General features: G+C 63.0%; 14 protein-coding genes and 2 tRNA genes. 10 read left to right on the top strand and 6 right to left on the bottom strand.

Translation table 11 applies throughout. The features are described 5' to 3' along the window. The first annotated feature begins 16 nt into the window (after positions 1-16). A complete protein-coding gene (locus AB7M16_RS03490) occupies positions 17-187 on the top strand; it encodes a hypothetical protein (RefSeq protein WP_453943141.1) in 171 nt (56 codons plus the stop codon). Positions 188-305: 118 nt separating this feature from the next. Here AB7M16_RS03490 and AB7M16_RS03485 read toward each other — a convergent pair whose 3' ends face one another. After that, on the bottom strand, positions 306-1793 hold the full coding sequence (locus AB7M16_RS03485) for an outer membrane protein (RefSeq protein WP_453943140.1): 1488 nt from the start codon (positions 1791-1793) through the stop codon (positions 306-308). A gap of 307 nt (positions 1794-2100) precedes the next feature. Here AB7M16_RS03485 and AB7M16_RS03480 point away from each other — a divergent pair, with 307 nt between their 5' ends. Further along, positions 2101-3063, top strand: a complete 963-nt coding sequence (locus AB7M16_RS03480) for an AraC family transcriptional regulator (protein ID WP_453943139.1) — start codon at positions 2101-2103, stop codon at positions 3061-3063. Positions 3064-3154: 91 nt separating this feature from the next. Here the strand turns inward: AB7M16_RS03480 and glnA are convergent, their stop codons facing one another. Continuing rightward, positions 3155-4564, bottom strand: a complete 1410-nt coding sequence (glnA, locus tag AB7M16_RS03475; protein ID WP_172783502.1) for a type I glutamate--ammonia ligase — start codon at positions 4562-4564, stop codon at positions 3155-3157. 153 nt (positions 4565-4717) lie between these two features. After that, complete coding sequence (locus AB7M16_RS03470) at positions 4718-5056, bottom strand: P-II family nitrogen regulator (protein ID WP_007603495.1); 339 nt, start codon at positions 5054-5056, stop codon at positions 4718-4720. 380 nt (positions 5057-5436) lie between these two features. Between AB7M16_RS03470 and AB7M16_RS03465 the strand changes: the two genes are divergently transcribed. After that, positions 5437-6936: an NAD(P)H-hydrate dehydratase gene (locus AB7M16_RS03465; protein WP_453943138.1), complete on the top strand. Its 1500-nt coding sequence runs from the start codon at positions 5437-5439 to the stop codon at positions 6934-6936. A 107-nt stretch (positions 6937-7043) separates the two neighbouring features. Here AB7M16_RS03465 and AB7M16_RS03460 read toward each other — a convergent pair whose 3' ends face one another. Then, positions 7044-8345, bottom strand: a complete 1302-nt coding sequence (locus AB7M16_RS03460) for a multicopper oxidase family protein (RefSeq protein WP_453943137.1) — start codon at positions 8343-8345, stop codon at positions 7044-7046. Between the two features lie 154 nt (positions 8346-8499). Between AB7M16_RS03460 and AB7M16_RS03455 the strand changes: the two genes are divergently transcribed. From AB7M16_RS03455 to AB7M16_RS03445, 3 genes are all read left to right on the top strand, one after another. Continuing rightward, positions 8500-8584 (top strand) — tRNA-Leu (locus AB7M16_RS03455). Between the two features lie 171 nt (positions 8585-8755). Then, a complete protein-coding gene (gene tig / locus AB7M16_RS03450; protein ID WP_212255170.1) occupies positions 8756-10117 on the top strand; it encodes a trigger factor in 1362 nt (453 codons plus the stop codon). Between the two features lie 280 nt (positions 10118-10397). Next, complete coding sequence (locus AB7M16_RS03445; RefSeq protein ID WP_027559514.1) at positions 10398-11033, top strand: ATP-dependent Clp protease proteolytic subunit; 636 nt, start codon at positions 10398-10400, stop codon at positions 11031-11033. A gap of 62 nt (positions 11034-11095) precedes the next feature. Here the strand turns inward: AB7M16_RS03445 and AB7M16_RS03440 are convergent, their stop codons facing one another. Beyond that, on the bottom strand, positions 11096-11302 hold the full coding sequence (locus tag AB7M16_RS03440) for a hypothetical protein (RefSeq protein ID WP_453943136.1): 207 nt from the start codon (positions 11300-11302) through the stop codon (positions 11096-11098). 182 nt (positions 11303-11484) lie between these two features. Here AB7M16_RS03440 and clpX point away from each other — a divergent pair, with 182 nt between their 5' ends. The 4 genes from clpX to AB7M16_RS03420 all read left to right on the top strand — a co-directional run bounded on the left by clpX (position 11485) and on the right by AB7M16_RS03420 (position 16139). Beyond that, on the top strand, positions 11485-12756 hold the full coding sequence (gene clpX / locus AB7M16_RS03435) for an ATP-dependent Clp protease ATP-binding subunit ClpX (protein WP_008547851.1): 1272 nt from the start codon (positions 11485-11487) through the stop codon (positions 12754-12756). Positions 12757-13078: 322 nt separating this feature from the next. Further along, entirely contained in the window at positions 13079-15502 is a 2424-nt protein-coding gene (gene lon / locus AB7M16_RS03430; protein ID WP_172783507.1) for an endopeptidase La, read from the top strand. A gap of 73 nt (positions 15503-15575) precedes the next feature. Then, positions 15576-15980 (top strand): GFA family protein, encoded by a 405-nt coding sequence (locus AB7M16_RS03425; protein WP_271498726.1) that lies wholly within the window; start codon positions 15576-15578, stop codon positions 15978-15980. Positions 15981-16062: 82 nt separating this feature from the next. Next, positions 16063-16139 (top strand) — tRNA-Val (locus AB7M16_RS03420). A gap of 64 nt (positions 16140-16203) precedes the next feature. Here the strand turns inward: AB7M16_RS03420 and AB7M16_RS03415 are convergent. Further along, complete coding sequence (locus tag AB7M16_RS03415) at positions 16204-17274, bottom strand: acyltransferase family protein (RefSeq protein WP_453943135.1); 1071 nt, start codon at positions 17272-17274, stop codon at positions 16204-16206. Between the last annotated feature and the right edge of the window lie 119 nt (positions 17275-17393).

Below are 17393 nucleotides of genomic sequence, written 5' to 3'. Positions count from 1 at the left end.
GCGGGACGGCTGCACCGTGACCATCCGCTTCGGCAAGAAGGCCGGAGCGCCGAGGTCGCTCTCCGGTGACGGCGTGAAGATCGCCTCCGACAACGCGACGCTGGTGAAATGGGCGCCCATGGTGACCGAGATCGGCGTCAACTTTCCGGACAAGTGGCGTGCGCATTCCAAATCTCGATCCGAATAAACCAATCGGTAGGAATTGCTCCGATGCGATTTTTGCGGCTCTGATTTGTTCTTCGAGAACGAACTGGAGTCAGATGCGGAACGAAAGCTGACGGGCGCATCGAAGCCCGGTCATCGGATCAGTAGCGTGCGGTGATGGCTCCGGGCAGCGGATTGAAGTGATAGTTCACGCCTAGCTTGAACAGCTGCAGATCCTGCGTGATCGCGCTGTTGACAGCGGCCGCTGCCGGGGCCCACAGGGGCTGACTGTAAGTGCCGCTCTGACTCGTCTGCTGGTTGAACATGCGGATGTAGTTGTACTCGCCTTTGACCGACCAATTGCCCGCCAATGCATATTCAAGCCCGGTTCCGATCACGGCGCCTGAGTGTAGGGCCTTGCCGCTGGCTGCGAGAGATTCGCTGAGGGCTCCAAAGACTTCTACGCCATTCATTGCGTGGTTTTCATTGGCGAGCGCAAGACCAGCCTTGCCATAGACAAGCAGGCGATCGCCGACGACAAAGCCGGCGCGGCCGCTGGCGATCGCAAGCCAGTCGGTCGAGGTGTTCAGACCGGACGTTACCATCGATCCGCCCAACGGGAACGTGGAGGATCGGCTGCCCTTGATACCCGTCCACATCCATTCGCCTTCCACGCCGAGCACAAACACGCCGGACTGAACGTTGACGCCGCCGTCAAAGCCTCCAAGCCATCCGCTGACATCAAAACTGCCACTGCCCGGCAGGGGTGCGGGAGCTTGGCTCCGCCACTCGCGACCAAAGCCATAGCCACCCTGCACGCCGACAAAGCCGCCGGTCCAGTTCGTGCCGGGCACCGCCCTGACGGGCGGATATTTGGGATCGACCGCAGGATCAGCAATTCGGTAGTTCGCGCCCACCTTGATCAGGTGGATGGAATCCTGCGTGATCGGTACATCAACCGAGAAAGGAGTCGGAAGAGCTGTGGAGCTACCGCTCATCCGCACCGACCGCGTGCCGAAATGCAAGTAGTCGTATTCGGCTTTGACCGACCAATTCCCCTCCAATGCATATTCGGCGCCAAGGCCGATCATCGGTGCCCAACGGTATTCATTCCCGCTGAAGCTCGATGACGAGGTGCCGGCGAAGAAGTCGTTGCTCGCTGCATTGCTACTGTGCTTTTCCCACGCGCCGGCGATGCCACCCTTTGCGAACACCAGCCAGCGGTCGGCCGCCAAGCCGACGCGGCCCGCCGCCGTTGCCAATGCCTCGATCCTCGATGTGACCGTGGCGGTCGTATCGATGAAGAACGGCTCTTCAACGCGCATGTTCTGAGAGCCGCGGATATTGGCCCATGACCCGTCCAGCTCAAGACCGAAAACCAGACTTGCGATCTGCTTGTTGATGCCGATCTGTCCGCCCGCGAGGAAGCCGCTCGCGGCATAATCATTGTTCGGTCCAAACACGTTACCGACCCACCAGTCCTTCATGCCGCCACCATAGCCGGCATGCACGCCGACATAGACGCCGCTCCAGTCGACAGCGGCAGGCGCAAGCGCAACTGCCTTGACGGGCAGATCCGCGGCTGAGGCCGCCTGCGTCAGTGCAAGACCGAACGCAGCGGTCGAAAGAAATCTTTCCGTGATTGCCATTGAGCCCCCTGCAACCGGCGCGCGTATTCGAAAGCGACGTCAGGTAGCTATCCTGGGAGCGGCGCTGCTTCGGCTTGGGGCACGCGCCACACCCACTTGGACGGATCACCACAAATCTGGCGATTGCCATCACCTGTGATCGCATTGCCACATCAGCCGGCGCGCTGGTCCAGCGCCAACGTCGTATCGAGCCGCAGTTGAAGTGGCGTGTGATCCGAGTTGGACCTTGCAATGAAAGGCCTTTGAACACCGCCAGTTTCCTGCGACAAAAGAGCGCCGGGCAATCTCACTTTTATGGAGAGGTGTGTTGGATACTGGCGACGAATTGATTGCACTGGAGCTGTCCAGCTCGGAATTTGCCGATCGCGAGAGGACCGAAGCATTTCACCAGATCTACGGCCGCGAAATTCTCAAGCTGGAAATCGAGCCGTTGCCCGATACGGCGCTTCAGATCGACATGAAGCTGCGTGCGTTGCCTGGAATGTCCGTCGCGGCCGCGACCGCTTCTCCGATTTTCTGTCGGCACACCGAAGCGATGATCGACAACGACGATCCCGTGCTCGTGTTCAACCTCGATGGTACGGCGATCCACAATCAAAATGGTCACGAGACGTGCCTCGGCCCCGGGGAGGCGGTTTTGACAACGAATGGATTGCCGGGGACGGCAACCAATCCCACGACGAGGCGTGTCGTCACCTGGCGGATCAGCCGCGCCCTGATTGCGCCCTTGGTCAGGAATTTCGACGACGCGATCGGCAGACCACTCGACAGAGGCAATCCCGCGCTTTCGCTGTTTCTGGATTATCTCGGCATCGTCAATGAGAGACAGACGCTTGCGAACGCCGCCATGCGGCGGGCGGTTGTGAACCACATGATCGATCTCGGCGCCCTGGTCCTGGGCGCGACTCCGGATGCCGTCGAGCTGGCGAACATGCGCGGCGTTGCAGCCGCCCGAATGCGGAGCATCAAGACCCACATTCGCGCCCAGTTCGGTAATCCTGGCTTGAGCCTGGATTCCGTCGCAGCCAAGCAGGGCATCTCGAAGTCCTACGTCCGCAGGCTCTTCGAAGCCGAAGGCACGAGCTTTACGGAGTTCGTCCTCAACCAGCGCCTGGCCTCTGCCTACAAGATGCTGACGGATCCAGGCCTTGCAGGCCGCTCGATCAGCGAAATCGCACACCAGTCAGGCTTCAACGACATCTCGTACTTCAACCGCAGCTTTCGGCGTGCTTACGGTGCGTCCCCGTCCGATATTCGCATGCGCAAGTGAGCCGCAGGCGGGCGGACGATCTTACAGTTGCAAACGAAAAGGCGCCTCCTTCCGGAAGCGCCTTTTGCTTGTCGCGGATGGTTCGGGCCGCTCAGCCCGAATAGTACATGTCGAACTCGATCGGGTGCGGGGTCATCTCGAAGCGCTCGACCTCGGTCATCTTCAGCTCGATATAGGCGTCGATGAAGTCGTCGTCGAACACGCCGCCGGCCTTGAGGAAGGCGCGGTCCTTGTCGAGGTTTTCGAGCGCCTCGCGAAGCGAGCCGCACACCGTCGGGATCTGCTTCAGCTCTTCCTTCGGCAGATCGTAGAGGTCCTTGTCCATCGCCGGACCCGGATCGATCTTGTTCTTGATGCCGTCGAGGCCGGCCATCAGCATCGCGGCGAAGCCGAGATAGGGATTGGCGAGCGGATCGGGGAAGCGGACCTCGACGCGCTTGGCCTTGGGCGAAGCGGTGTAGGGGATGCGGCAGGAGGCCGAGCGGTTGCGCGCAGAATAGGCGAGCAGCACGGGGGCCTCATAGCCCGGGACCAGACGCTTGTACGAATTGGTCGACGGGTTGGTGAAGGCGTTGATCGCCTTGGCGTGCTTGATGATGCCGCCGATATAGTGGAGGCAGGTCTCCGACAGGTCGGCATACTTGTTGCCGGCGAACACCGGCTTGCCGTCCTTCCAAATCGACTGGTGCACGTGCATGCCCGAGCCGTTGTCGCCGTAGACCGGCTTCGGCATGAAGGTGGCGGTCTTGCCGTAGATGTGGGCGACCTGATGGATGCAGTATTTGTAGATCTGCAGGTGGTCGGCCATCAGCGTCAGCGTGTCGAACTTCATGCCGAGCTCGTGCTGGGCGGAAGCGACCTCGTGGTGATGCTTCTCGACCTTGACGCCCATCTTGGCCATGGCCCCTAACATCTCGGAGCGCATGTCCTGCACGGAGTCCTGCGGCGGGACGGGGAAGTAGCCGGCCTTGGTGCGGATGCGGTGGCCGAGGTTGCCGCCTTCATATTCCGTGTCGGTGTTGGTCGGCAGTTCCGAGGAGTCGAGGCGGAAGCCGGTGTTGTAGGGGGAGGAGGAGAAGCGCACGTCGTCGAACACGAAGAACTCCGCTTCGGGGCCGACGAACACGGCGTCGCCCACGCCCATCGACTTCACCATCGCCTCGGCCTTCTTGGCGATGCCGCGGGGGTCGCGATTGTAGGGCTCGCCGGTGGTCGGCTCGAGCACGTCGCAGGTGATGACCATGGTGGTCTCGGCGAAGAACGGATCGATCGTCGCGGTCACCGGATCGGGCATCAGGCACATGTCGGACTCGTTGATCGCCTTCCAGCCGGCGATCGAGGAGCCGTCGAACATCGTCCCTTCGGCGAAGATGTCTTCATCGATCATGCTGACGTCGAACGTGACGTGCTGCCACTTGCCGCGCGGATCGGTGAAGCGCAGGTCGACGTACTTCACGTCGTTGTCCTTGATCGATTTCAGGACGTCTTTGGCGGTCTTCATGCATACCCCTTATGGCTCTGCGGGTCGGTTTCCAGGTGAGCAAGATTGTTCTCGCTTTTGGCGAGTTCGCGCGCGACCGCACAAACGAAATCAGGCCGCCGAAGCAGCCTTATTTCTTGTCAGAGTGTCGCAAAATGCGGGATAGCACCCGGCTCAGATAGCGTCCAGCCCGGATTCGCCGGTTCGGATGCGGATCGCCTCTTCGATGTTGGAGACGAAAATCTTGCCGTCGCCGATGCGGCCGGTCTGCGCGGCGCGGCGGATCGCGTCGATGGCGCGCTCGACCAGATCGTCGCCGATCACGATCTCGATTTTGACCTTCGGCAGGAAGTCGACGATGTATTCTGCGCCGCGGTAAAGCTCGGCGTGACCCTTCTGCCGGCCAAAGCCCTTGGCCTCGGTGACGGTGATGCCCTGCAGACCGACTTCCTGAAGCGCTTCCTTCACCTCGTCGAGCTTGAATGGCTTGATGATGGCTTCGATTTTCTTCACTGCGCGACTCCCGGCCTTTCGATCCAATAGCAACGTCTTCGTCAGGGCGCGCATTTCTCAACGCACGATCTTGTCTTCTCTATGCCGGGATCCCTGACCGGTCCGGCAACAACGGCCAGCCACACCCTTGAAGACGCCAGTGAGCACGACGAACCGAAGCGGCTTCCTCGAAAGCAGGGTCTATGCCAAGTTGCAAATGCCCTGATTATCGGAGCGTTATCAGCCTTTTAACGAGCATCTCTGAGTGGTGTGCCGACCTGCACAAAATACCGAAGACTACGAAATAGGCAAACGGTTCAATATGTGTGCAGATCGACGTTCCCGCCGCCGGATCGGCGCCAAAGATGCCTGTTCAAGAGGCGATTGTACTAGGAAGTGGCATGGAAGTTCTGACCAACGCCGAAATGCAGCGCGCCGACCAGCTCGCCATCGCGGCCGGCACGCCCGGTTTCAAGCTGATGCTCAGCGCCGGCCAGGCGGTCGCCGAGGCCGCCCAGGGATTGGCAGAGGAGGGGCCGATCCTGATCGTGGCCGGCCCCGGCAATAATGGCGGGGACGGTTTCGTCGCCGCCGCCGAGCTCGCCGCACAGGGGCGGGAGGTCTCGGTGATCCTGATGTGCGAGCGCGACCAGCTCCAGGGCGATGCCGCCTCCGCCGCGCGCGGCTGGAAGCATCCGGTGCTGCCGTTCAACCCGCAGGCGATCGGCAGACCTGCGCTGATCATCGATGCGCTGTTCGGTGCGGGCCTCAGCCGCACCGTGGACGGCGAGGCGCGGGAGCTGATCGAGGCGATCAACGCCAACGGCGCCCCGGTGCTCGCGGTCGACCTGCCGAGCGGCATCAACGGCACCAGCGCGGCCGTGATGGGCGTGGCGGTGAACGCCACCGAGACCGTCACCTTCTTCCGCAAGAAACCGGCGCACCTGCTGCTGCCGGGACGTGTGCATTGTGGCCGCGTCCGCGTTGCCGACATCGGCATCGATGCGCAGGTGCTGGACGAGATCGCGCCGCAGATTTTCGAAAACGATCCCGATGTCTGGGGCGCAGCGTTTCCGGTGCCGCGCATCGATGGCCACAAATATGCGCGAGGGCACGTGCTCGCGGTCTCGGGCGATGCGGCCGCGACCGGCGCGGCACGGCTCGCGGCGCGCGGCGCGCTGCGCGCCGGCGCGGGCCTCGTGACGCTGGCGAGCCCGCGCGATGCGCTCGCGATCAATGCGAGCGCGCTCACCGCGGTCATGGTGCGCCCCGTCGACAGCGCGATCGAGTTCGGCGAGCTGCTCGGCGACAAGCGCTATAACACCTGCATCATCGGCCCCGGTGCCGGCATCGGCGAACGCACTTGCGATTTCGTCCATACCGCGCTTGCCGCGCAGCGGCATCTGGTGCTCGATGCGGATGCGCTGACCAGCTTTGCCGCAACCCCCGAGCGCCTGTTCGAGTTGATCAAGTCCTCGCAGGACAATGCGGTGGTGCTGACCCCGCATGAAGGCGAGTTTCCGCGCCTGTTCTCCGATCTCAGCAACAAGCATCCCGGCCGCTCCAAGCTCGAGCGCGTCCGCGCCGCCGCCGAGCGCTCCGGCGCCGTCGTGCTGCTGAAGGGCCCGGACACCACGATCGCCGCGCCCGATGGCCGCGCCACCATTGCCGCCAACGCGCCGCCCTGGCTCGCCACGGCCGGCGCCGGCGACGTGCTGTCCGGGATCATCGCGGGGCTCTTGGCGCAAGGCGTGCCGGCGTTCGAGGCCGCCAGCATCGGCGTCTGGATGCATGGCGAGGCGGCAAGCGAAGCCGGGCCGGGCCTGATCGCAGAGGATCTGACCGAGACGCTGCCGGCCGTGCACCGGCGGATCTATGATGCGCTCGGCGTGGAGTTTTGAGCTGTTTGCTACCGAGGTAGGATGGGTAGAGCGCAGCGAAACCCATCATCTCAAGCCTGGGCGCGATGGCGATGGGTTTGGCTGCGCTCCACCCAACCTACAAAATCTCACTCCACTCCATACCAGCGCACCAGGCGCGGCGCGGCCCAGTCGGTCACGACGGATTCGATCAGCCAGCGTCCGGGCGAGGTGGCGGCGAAGGCGATGCGCTGGGTCTGGCCGGGCTCGATCGCGAGCGTGTCGAGCCAATAGGGCTTCCAACCGTCGTCGAGCTTGTCGAGCAGGCGGAACGGGTGGCCGTGCAGGTGAAACACCGTGGTGACCGGGGCGGGGTTCTGCAGGGCTAGCACCACGGTGCGGCCGGTCTTGGCGCGGAAGGCGGGGGCAGATTCGGTGGAGAATGTCGCCGGCCGTGCCCAGCCGGAATCGGCGGCGCCGAGCGCGACATCGAACCGCAGGGCGCCTCTCAGATCAAGCTTCTCGGGGAGATCGTTCGACGGGAGCGGTTGGGGAGGCGACAGCGGGGCGCGCTCCAGCTTCCCGGAGATGGTCAGATTTCCGACCTGGCGCGCGTCCTTGCCGTCATGGAGCAGGAATGGGGCCGAGGCGGCCGCATCCACGAAGGCGTCGGCCCGTGCGCCGGGCGCCAGCACCAACGCGCCGTTGCGCGCGGAAAACGGCTCGGCCGGTTGGCCGTCCAGGGCCATCACACGGACCTCGTGGTTCTCCAATTTGATTGCCAGAACAGTACGTTGGGAGCCGTTGATGAAGCGCAGCCGCAGCCGCTCACGAGCCGCGGCTGAGAGTTCGAATGAAGTCTTGCCGTTGACGGTGTAGAGCGGCGTCGTGTCCTTCGGGTCCTGGCCCGCAGGGACCGCGGTGCCATCCGGCCGCAGGCGCCATTCCTCGATCAACAGGATCTCGTCACGGTCGACGGCAACGTGGCTGGTCTCGGCCGCAATAATCGGAAGCGGGCGCGCGGGCTGCTTCAGGCTGCCCTCGAAGAGGCGGAAGTCCGCCAGCAGGGTTCCCGCGCTTGGCATTGAAATATTTGATACTTCTGTCGTAGCTGGCGCTGCCGGCGCGCGCCCTCGGAGCGGGTCGGAAGTGGCCGGGCCATGGAGGCCGTACCAGACGGGTGCAATCGGCACAGGCAGGTCGTTGCGGAAGACCACCTCGCAGCGGTCAAAACGCTTGAGACGGACGTCCCCGAGGTGGCTTACGGCGGCCAACTCCCAGATCGGTGTAGCCGGCTGACCCGATCTCAGAGCCAGCGTTGCCAGCCGCGCCTGCAGCGCGAGCTGGGCCGTCACGGACGGGCCCGCACCCCCTACGATCAGCCCGGCTGCCGAGGCTCCGAGACCTGCCAAAACCTCGCGCCGGGTAGGGTCAGAAATCCGCATTGTCATGGCACGATCCGGACCACGCCGTGCTGGATAAGTCCAGCCGTCGTGCCTATTTGAAGCCTGCCTCCATCAGGCCATTTTTTTGCTGCGAACAGTCAGGCGCATGCTATAAGCCCGGCCGCCCGCGGCATCGCGGCCGGTCTTGATGCAAATTCACGCGGGCGTGGCGGAACTGGTAGACGCGCTGGATTTAGGTTCCAGTGACGAAAGTTGTGGGGGTTCGAGTCCCTCCGCCCGCACCAAGCGCTTATCGCGTTTGCACGGATTACGAGGCCTGCTTCCAAGCGGATGATCCGCCTGGAACGGGTCCGATGAACCACCGGCGTGGAGGCGTTTGCCTCGCGCCGGATCGATTAACGACAGCGTCCCGACGCGCGACGTGCCGGGGCCGAACGAAAAGAAGATTGGACGCCATGCAGGTCACAGAAACCCTCTCGGAAGGTTTGAAGCACGAGTTCAAGATCAGCGTTCCCGCGTCTGATCTTGACGCCAAGGCCGGTGCCAAGCTCGTCGACCTCAAGGACAAGGTCCGCATCAACGGCTTCCGTCCGGGCAAGGTGCCGGTCTCGCACCTGAAGAAGGTCTATGGCCGCTCGGTCATGGCCGAAACCATCGACCAGACCATCCGAGACACCAACACGCAGCTGTTCTCCGAGCGCGGCTTCCGTCTGGCGACCGAGCCGAAGATCACCATGCCGACGGAGCAGAAGGACGTCGAGGAGCTGCTGAGCGGCAAGACGGATCTGACCTACACGGTCGCGATCGAGGTGGTGCCGGCGATCGCGCTCGCCGACTTCAAGACCTTCCAGGTCGAGAAGCCCGTTGCCGAGGTCACCGACGCCGACGTCGACGAGGCGATCAAGCGCATCGCCGATTCCAACCGCACCTATGCCGCCAAGGGCGAGGGCACCAAGGCGGAGTCGGGCGACCGCGTCACCATCAACTTCAAGGGCACCATCAACGGCGAAGTCTTCGAGGGCGGCACCGGCGAGGGCATCCAGGTCGTCATCGGCTCCAACACCTTCATCCCGGGCTTCGAGGAGCAGCTGATCGGCATCGGCGCGGGTGAGACGCGCACGCTGAAAGTGTCGTTCCCGAAGAACTACATGAACGACAAGCTCGCCGGCCAGCCGGCGGAGTTCGAGACCACTGCGACGCTGATCGAGGCGCCGCAGGACCTCGCGATCGACGACGAGTTCGCCAAGTCGCTCGGCCTGGAATCGCTGGACAAGCTGAAGGAGGCCGCGCGCGAGCGGCTGACCGCCGAGTTCGCCACCGCCACGCGCCAGCGCGTCAAGCGCGCGCTGCTCGACCGCCTCGACGAGGCGCATCGCTTCGAGGCGCCGCCCTCGCTGGTGGACGAGGAGTTCAGCCTGATGTGGAACTCGGTCAAGGCCGAGATGGACTCCGCCGGCAAGACCTTTGCCGACGAGGACACCACCGAGGACAAGGCGAAGGAGGAGTATCGCAAGATCGCCGATCGCCGCGTGCGGCTCGGCCTCGTGCTCTCCGAGATCGGCGAGAAGAACAAGATCACCGTGACCGACGACGAGGTCGGCCGTGCCGTGATCGAGCGCGCGCGCTCGATGCCTGGCCGCGAGAAGGAGGTCTGGGACTTTTACCGCAACAATGCCCAGGCGTTGGCCCAGCTTCGTGCGCCGATCTATGAGGACAAGGTGGTCGACTTCATCCTCGAGCTCGCCAACGTGACCGAGAAGAAGGTCTCGCGCGAGGACCTCTACAAGGACGACGAGGCGGAAAAGACCGCAGCCTGAAGGGTTTGAGGCAGCCTTCCATTAATGATGATCAGCGAAGAGGCCCAGCTAGCCAGGTGGCCGGCTGGGCCTCTTTGCGCGAATCAGCTTCAACTGCCCCTCGGGTTAAGCCTTAATGCGCTCCGCACTTGTCAGAAGCGAATTGGGCTATATCTGTCGCTACGCCTTCTACTTCTTACCCAAGTTCCTGCATCACAGGACGTCCATTCGCCTTCCGGCAAATTCAGCCAAAGTGGCAAGCCTGCCCGGCGATGTCCGTCTCCGAAACACTAGGTGACTCATGCGCGACCCGGTTGAAACCTACATGAACCTCGTGCCCATGGTGGTCGAGCAGACCAACCGTGGCGAGCGCGCCTACGACATTTTCTCGCGCCTCTTGAAGGAGCGCATCATCTTCGTGACCGGCCCGGTCGAGGACGGCATGTCGACGCTGATCGTCGCGCAGCTGTTGTTCCTCGAGGCAGAAAATCCGAAGAAGGAAATCTCGATGTACATCAACTCGCCGGGCGGCGTGGTGACGTCGGGCCTTGCGATCTACGACACCATGCAGTTCATCCGCCCGCCGGTCTCGACGCTGTGCACCGGTCAGGCGGCTTCGATGGGCTCGCTGCTGCTCGCCGCCGGCGAGAAGGACATGCGCTTCTCGCTGCCGAACGCACGCATCATGGTGCACCAGCCCTCCGGCGGCTTCCAGGGCCAGGCCACCGACATCATGCTGCACGCCCAGGAAATCCTGAACCTGAAGAAGCGGCTCAACGAGATCTACGTCAAGCACACCGGCCAGACCTACAAGTCGATCGAGGATGCGTTGGAACGCGACAAGTTCCTGACCGCGAACGACGCCAAGGAGTTCGGCCTTGTCGACAAGGTGATCGACAAGCGCGCCGAGGAGCCGGCGCCGGCGAAGGCCCCGTAGCACTACTGGGGCGTCAAGACGACCCCTCAGTTTGCCGTGGACCCGTCAGGGCGGCGTTCACGTTAGGTGCGCGTGCGCGCGGCGCAAAACGCGGTTTTGCGCCCTGCGGCAAGCAGAAAGTTCCGCTTTCGTGCTTGTTTTTCGTGGCAATCCAGCAACGCCGGGGCGTTTTCGATCACTTCGCTCGTGCCAAGACCGGAAATCACGGTATTGTCACGGGTAGCCGGCGACCCCCGATTAGCGAATTCTTGATAGTCGGGTGACAGCATGGTTGGCTACGATTGATCGGCTATGATCGCGGGGGAATCGAGTGACCGTGATTCGCACGGGATGTAGTAAAGCGTAGGGTCTTTTTTGGTACGGAATTTGCTCTACTTAAGCTTCATACCGACCACCGTGTCGGAATGGAGCGATCGAGCGGAACGGGATCGAACCGCGGACGGAGACATGAATGAGTAAGGTCGGCACGAGCGACTCCAAGAACACGCTATATTGCTCGTTCTGCGGCAAGAGCCAGCACGAAGTCCGCAAACTGATCGCGGGTCCCACGGTCTTCATCTGCGACGAGTGCGTCGAGCTCTGCATGGACATCATCCGCGAGGAGAACAAGTCCTCGCTGGTCAAGTCGCGCGACGGTATTCCGACGCCGAAGGAAATCTGCAAGGTGCTGGACGATTACGTCATCGGCCAGAGCCATGCGAAGAAGGTCCTGTCGGTCGCGGTGCACAATCACTACAAGCGCCTCAACCATCAGACCAAGCACAACGACGTCGAGCTCGCGAAGTCGAACATCCTGCTGATCGGTCCGACCGGCTCGGGCAAGACGCTGCTCGCGCAGACGCTCGCCCGCATCCTGGACGTGCCGTTCACGATGGCCGATGCGACGACGCTGACCGAAGCGGGCTATGTCGGCGAGGACGTCGAGAACATCATCCTGAAGCTGCTCCAGGCCGCCGATTACAACGTCGAGCGCGCCCAGCGCGGCATCGTCTACATCGACGAAATCGACAAGATCAGCCGCAAGTCCGACAACCCCTCGATCACGCGCGACGTGTCGGGTGAGGGCGTGCAGCAGGCGCTGCTCAAGATCATGGAAGGCACGGTGGCTTCGGTCCCGCCGCAAGGCGGCCGCAAGCATCCGCAGCAGGAGTTCCTGCAGGTGGATACCACCAACATCCTGTTCATCTGCGGCGGCGCGTTCGCCGGCCTCGAGAAGATCATCTCGGCACGCGGTCGGTCGACCTCGATCGGCTTCGGCGCCCAGGTGCTCGCGCCGGAGGATCGCCGGACCGGCGAGATCTTCCGTCACGTCGAGCCTGAGGACCTCCTGAAGTACGGCCTCATCCCCGAGTTCGTCGGCCGTCTGCCGGTCGTGGCGACGCTCGAGGACCTCGACGAGACCTCGCTGAAGAAGATCCTGACCGAGCCGAAGAACGCGCTGGTGAAACAGTACCAGCGGCTGTTCGAGATGGAGAACATCGAGCTGACCTTCGCCGACGAGGCGCTTGGCGCGGTCGCCCGCAAGGCGATCGAGCGCAAGACCGGCGCGCGGGGCCTGCGTTCGATCCTCGAGGCGATCCTGCTCGAGACCATGTTCGACCTGCCGGGTCTGGAAGGTGTGGAAGAGGTCGTGATTTCCCGCGAGGTCGTGGAAGGAACGGCGCGTCCGCTCTACATCTACGCTGATCGGTCCGATCGCGCCGTCGAGAACGCCAGCGCCTGATCTGACGACGCTGGAACGCTCCAATCGTCTTCTCAAAGTGGGCTGCGGAACTGATATTTCCGCAGCCGGTGTTGCATCGCTTATTGCGTGCGTAAGCGCCTGATGGCGCGCGTCTTTCAATGACTTGACACCCCCCGGGTCGATAGCCACCTAATGTCGGCGGCGAGCGAAAATTCTCTTCAAGATTCGCCTCTGTTCCGTTCCGGCGAGCCGGTCCACCTTGTAGAGGACCGACCGGTTCTGCGGATCACCTCGGCACCTTGTGGCGGTTGCGCATGATCAGCGGGCTGCGTGCAAGGGGGCAAAGCAAAAGGAAAAGGCCATGACCAATCCCAAACCCCGGCCAACCATCGTCCATGGCGAAGCGCACGCTTATCCCGTGCTGCCGCTGCGCGACATCGTCGTCTTCCCGCACATGATCGTTCCGCTCTTCGTCGGTCGTGAGAAGTCGATCCGCGCGCTCGAAGAGGTGATGAAGAACGACGCGCTGATCATGCTCGCGACGCAGAAGAACGCGTCCGACGATGATCCGGCGCCCGATGCCATTTACGAGACCGGGACGCTTGCCAGCGTGCTCCAGCTCTTGAAGCTCCCCGACGGCACCGTGAAGGTGCTGGTCGAAGGGCTCGAGCGTGCGCGCGTGGCGAAGTACACCGATCGCGCCGACTATTACGAGGCGACCGCCGTCGCGCTCGCCGACACCGATGCGAAATCGGTCGAGGCGGAAGCCCTGGCGCGCTCGGTCGTGTCCGACTTCGAGAGCTATGTGAAGCTCAACAAGAAGATCTCGGCCGAGGTCGTCGGCGTCGTGCAGGCGATCACCGATTTCGCCAAGCTCGCCGACACCGTTGCCTCGCATCTCGCCGTCAAGATCGCCGATCGCCAGGGCATCCTGGAGACGCTGTCCGTCACCACGCGCCTGGAGAAGGTGCTGGGCCTGATGGAGAGCGAGATCTCGGTGCTGCAGGTCGAGAAGCGCATCCGCTCGCGCGTCAAGCGCCAGATGGAGAAGACCCAGCGCGAGTATTACCTCAACGAGCAGATGAAGGCGATCCAGAAGGAACTCGGCGACGACGATGGTCGCGACGAGCTCGCCGACCTCGAAGAGAAGATCTCCAAGACCAAGCTCTCCAAGGAAGCGCGCGAGAAGGCGCAGCATGAATTGAAGAAGCTGCGCCAGATGTCGCCGATGTCCGCGGAAGCGACCGTCGTGCGCAACTATCTGGATTGGCTGCTGTCGATCCCGTGGAACAAGAAGTCCAAGGTGAAGAAGGACCTGGAGCAGGCGCAAGCCATCCTGGACTCCGATCACTATGGGCTCGAGAAGGTCAAGGAACGCATCGTCGAGTACCTCGCGGTGCAGTCGCGCGCCAACAAGCTGACCGGGCCGATCCTGTGCCTCGTCGGGCCTCCCGGCGTCGGCAAGACCTCGCTCGGCAAGTCGATCGCGAAGGCGACGGGGCGCGAATTCGTGCGCGTCTCGCTCGGCGGCGTGCGCGACGAGGCCGAGATCCGCGGTCACCGCCGCACCTATATCGGCTCGATGCCCGGCAAGATCATCCAGTCGATGCGCAAGGCCAAGTCGTCCAATCCGCTGTTCCTCCTGGACGAGATCGACAAGATGGGCGCCGATTTCCGCGGCGATCCGTCCTCGGCCTTGCTCGAGGTGCTCGACCCCGAGCAGAACGGGACCTTCAACGACCACTATCTCGAGGTCGACTACGATCTGTCCAACGTGATGTTCATCACCACCGCGAATACGCTCAATATTCCGGGGCCGTTGATGGACCGCATGGAGATCATCCGGATTGCAGGCTACACCGAGAACGAGAAGGTCGAGATCTCGCGCAAGCACCTGATCCCGAACGCGGTGTCCAAGCACGGCCTGGACTCCAAGGAGTTCTCGATCGACGACGAGGCGCTGCTGCTTCTGATCCGCCGCTACACCCGCGAAGCGGGCGTGCGCAATTTGGAGCGTGAGCTCTCTACACTTGCCCGCAAGGCGGTGAAGGAGCTGATGATCTCCAAGAAGAAGTCGGTCAAGGTCACCGAGAAGACTCTGGAAGAGCTGCTCGGCGTGCCGAAGTACCGCTTCGGCGAGATCGAGAGCGAGCCGCAGGTCGGCATCGTCACCGGCCTTGCCTGGACCGATGTCGGCGGCGAGCTGCTGACGATCGAAGGCGTCATGATGCCCGGCAAGGGCAAGATGACGGTCACGGGCAATCTGCGCGACGTCATGAAGGAGTCGATCTCCGCGGCGGCGTCCTACGTCCGCTCGCGCGCGATCAACTACGGCGTCGAGCCGCCGCTGTTCGACAAGCGCGACATCCACGTGCACGTGCCGGAGGGCGCGACGCCGAAGGATGGTCCGTCCGCAGGCGTTGCGATGGCCACCGCGATCATCTCGGTCATGACCGGCATCCCGGTCCGCCATGATGTCGCGATGACCGGCGAGATCACGCTGCGCGGTCGCGTGCTGCCGATCGGCGGCCTGAAGGAGAAGCTGCTGGCCGCGGCCCGCGGCGGCATCAAGACGGTGCTGATCCCCGAGGACAACGCCAAGGATCTCACGGAGATTTCCGATGCGATCAAGGGCGGCATGGAGATCATCCCGGTCTCCCGCCTCGACGACGTCGTCGCCAAGGCGCTGGTGAAGAAGCCGGTGCCGATCGTCTGGGAAGAGGACACCAAGGTGACGGTGAAGCCGGACGGCGACGAAGCCGCCGGCGGCCTGACCGCTCACTGAGTGTGCGGCTCGGAATGATGATAAAACGGCGCCTTCGGGCGCCGTTTTTGTTTGGGGGGATAGGGAGGAGGCAATGCACATCGAAGGGCAATGCCATTGCGCGGCGATCACCTTCGAGGCCGAGGTCGATCCTGAGGCAATCTCGGTCTGTCACTGCACCGATTGCCAGTCGCTGACAGGCTCGCCGTTCCGGGTGACGGCCATCTGCACCAAGGCTGATGTCCGCCTGACCCGCGGTACGCCCAAAATCTACGGCAAGCGCGGCGACAACGGCCGGATGCGCTTCCAGCATTTCTGCGCCGACTGCGGTTCCCCGCTGTTCACCAGCGGCGAGGGCGACCAGGCCGACGATTGGGGCATCCGCTGGGGCTCGATCCGCCAGCGCGATGCGCTGAGGCCCACGCGACAGATCTGGTGCCAGTCTGCGGCGGTGTGGATCGACGCCGTGCCGCTGCTGCCGGGGCGGCCGCAGGATTGAGGCCCAAGTCGGTCCAAGTCGGTCCAAGTCGTTGGGCTGGGGTCTTGCCCGTCCGGGGCCCGTAGGGCTAAAGAGGCGGCGAGGGCGGTTAGCTCAGCTGGTTAGAGCATCTCGTTTACACCGAGAGGGTCCGCGGTTCGAATCCGTGACCGCCCACCAACCTGCATCTGGGTCACGCGTTTGCGTAGCATGCGGATCGTGCGGATCGGGCCCATCCGGCCGGCTATTGGCGCGCGATGTCGCCGCTGTGCTCGGCCGTAGGATAGCCGCGTCCCGCCCCTTGTGGCCGCCATTGTCGAAACCAGGCGACCGGATCGGCCAGCAGTGCGGTGAGCGGTTTGATCGCGGGCTTCTCCACGAAGGCATAGACGAGCCAGGCGATCGCGGCGAGGAAGGCAGGCAGCACGAAGCTTCGAACAAAGAGGTCCGATGCCGTGTCACGGCCGATCTGCGCCCAGCGCAAGATCATGTTCCCGACGTCCTGATGGAGCAGATAGAGCGGATAGCTGATGACGCCGATGAAGGCGAGGGCGCGGAAGGAGCGCGGCAAGACGTGGTCATACCGCGCTGCCAGGTAGACGGCGGCCGTGCCGGACCAGAGCAGCAGGGACCGGTACATCTCGAGCGGGACCGAGGGCTGCTTGACGTTGAATTTCAGATGATAGAGTTCGACGGAGAACGCCACGAGGATCCCCGCTATCGCCTCGCCGGTGCGTCCTCTGACGAGAGCCGCTACGCTCATGCCGGCAATGAAGAACGGGAAGAAATCATTTGATGTGTAATAGTCGGTGCTGGTCGTCAGCGTCCGGAAGATGGTCACGGCGCACAGTAATGCCAGCAGCCGTTGCTTGAGGCCGATCACCATCATCAGGAAGCAGAAGAAGTAGAATTGAAACTCGATCTGCAACGACCAATAGGCACCGTCGGGCAGGTTATAGTTCACCTGCAGGACGTTGAGCGTCGGAAGCGCGATGAGCGTATAGACGTAGTGGGCCCATTTCAGCCCGCGGCCGGACTCGACCAGCTCGGGCGCGAGAATCTTGAACAGCGCCGTCAGGAACCCGCAGACGATCAGCGCGGGAAGCAGACGGCCGAGCCGTTTCGCGTAGAAATGCCAGGCCGTTTTCGACGTCTCGGCACTGAATGCGATGCAGTAGCCGCTGATGATGAAGAAAAGCAGGACGCCGAACGTGCCCCGGTTGAACGCCTGCACCGGGACGAAGTGATAGAGCAGCACCCAGATGATGGAAATGGCGCGCAGGCAATCGATGCCGACCGATCGTTCCGATTTCAACGGGCTTTCTCCTCTCCGGGCCACTTAACACAGCGCCTGGCGCTTTTGTCAATCTGAGGTAGCAGGGGCCAGTGCCCGATCCCGCATCGTGCCGAAATCGGCCTTGCGGCGGCGAAGGA

The organism is Bradyrhizobium sp. USDA 372, from assembly GCF_053629095.1.
The sequence above is the reverse complement of the archived record's forward strand: the minus strand, read 5'-3'. Positions and strand labels throughout refer to the sequence as shown.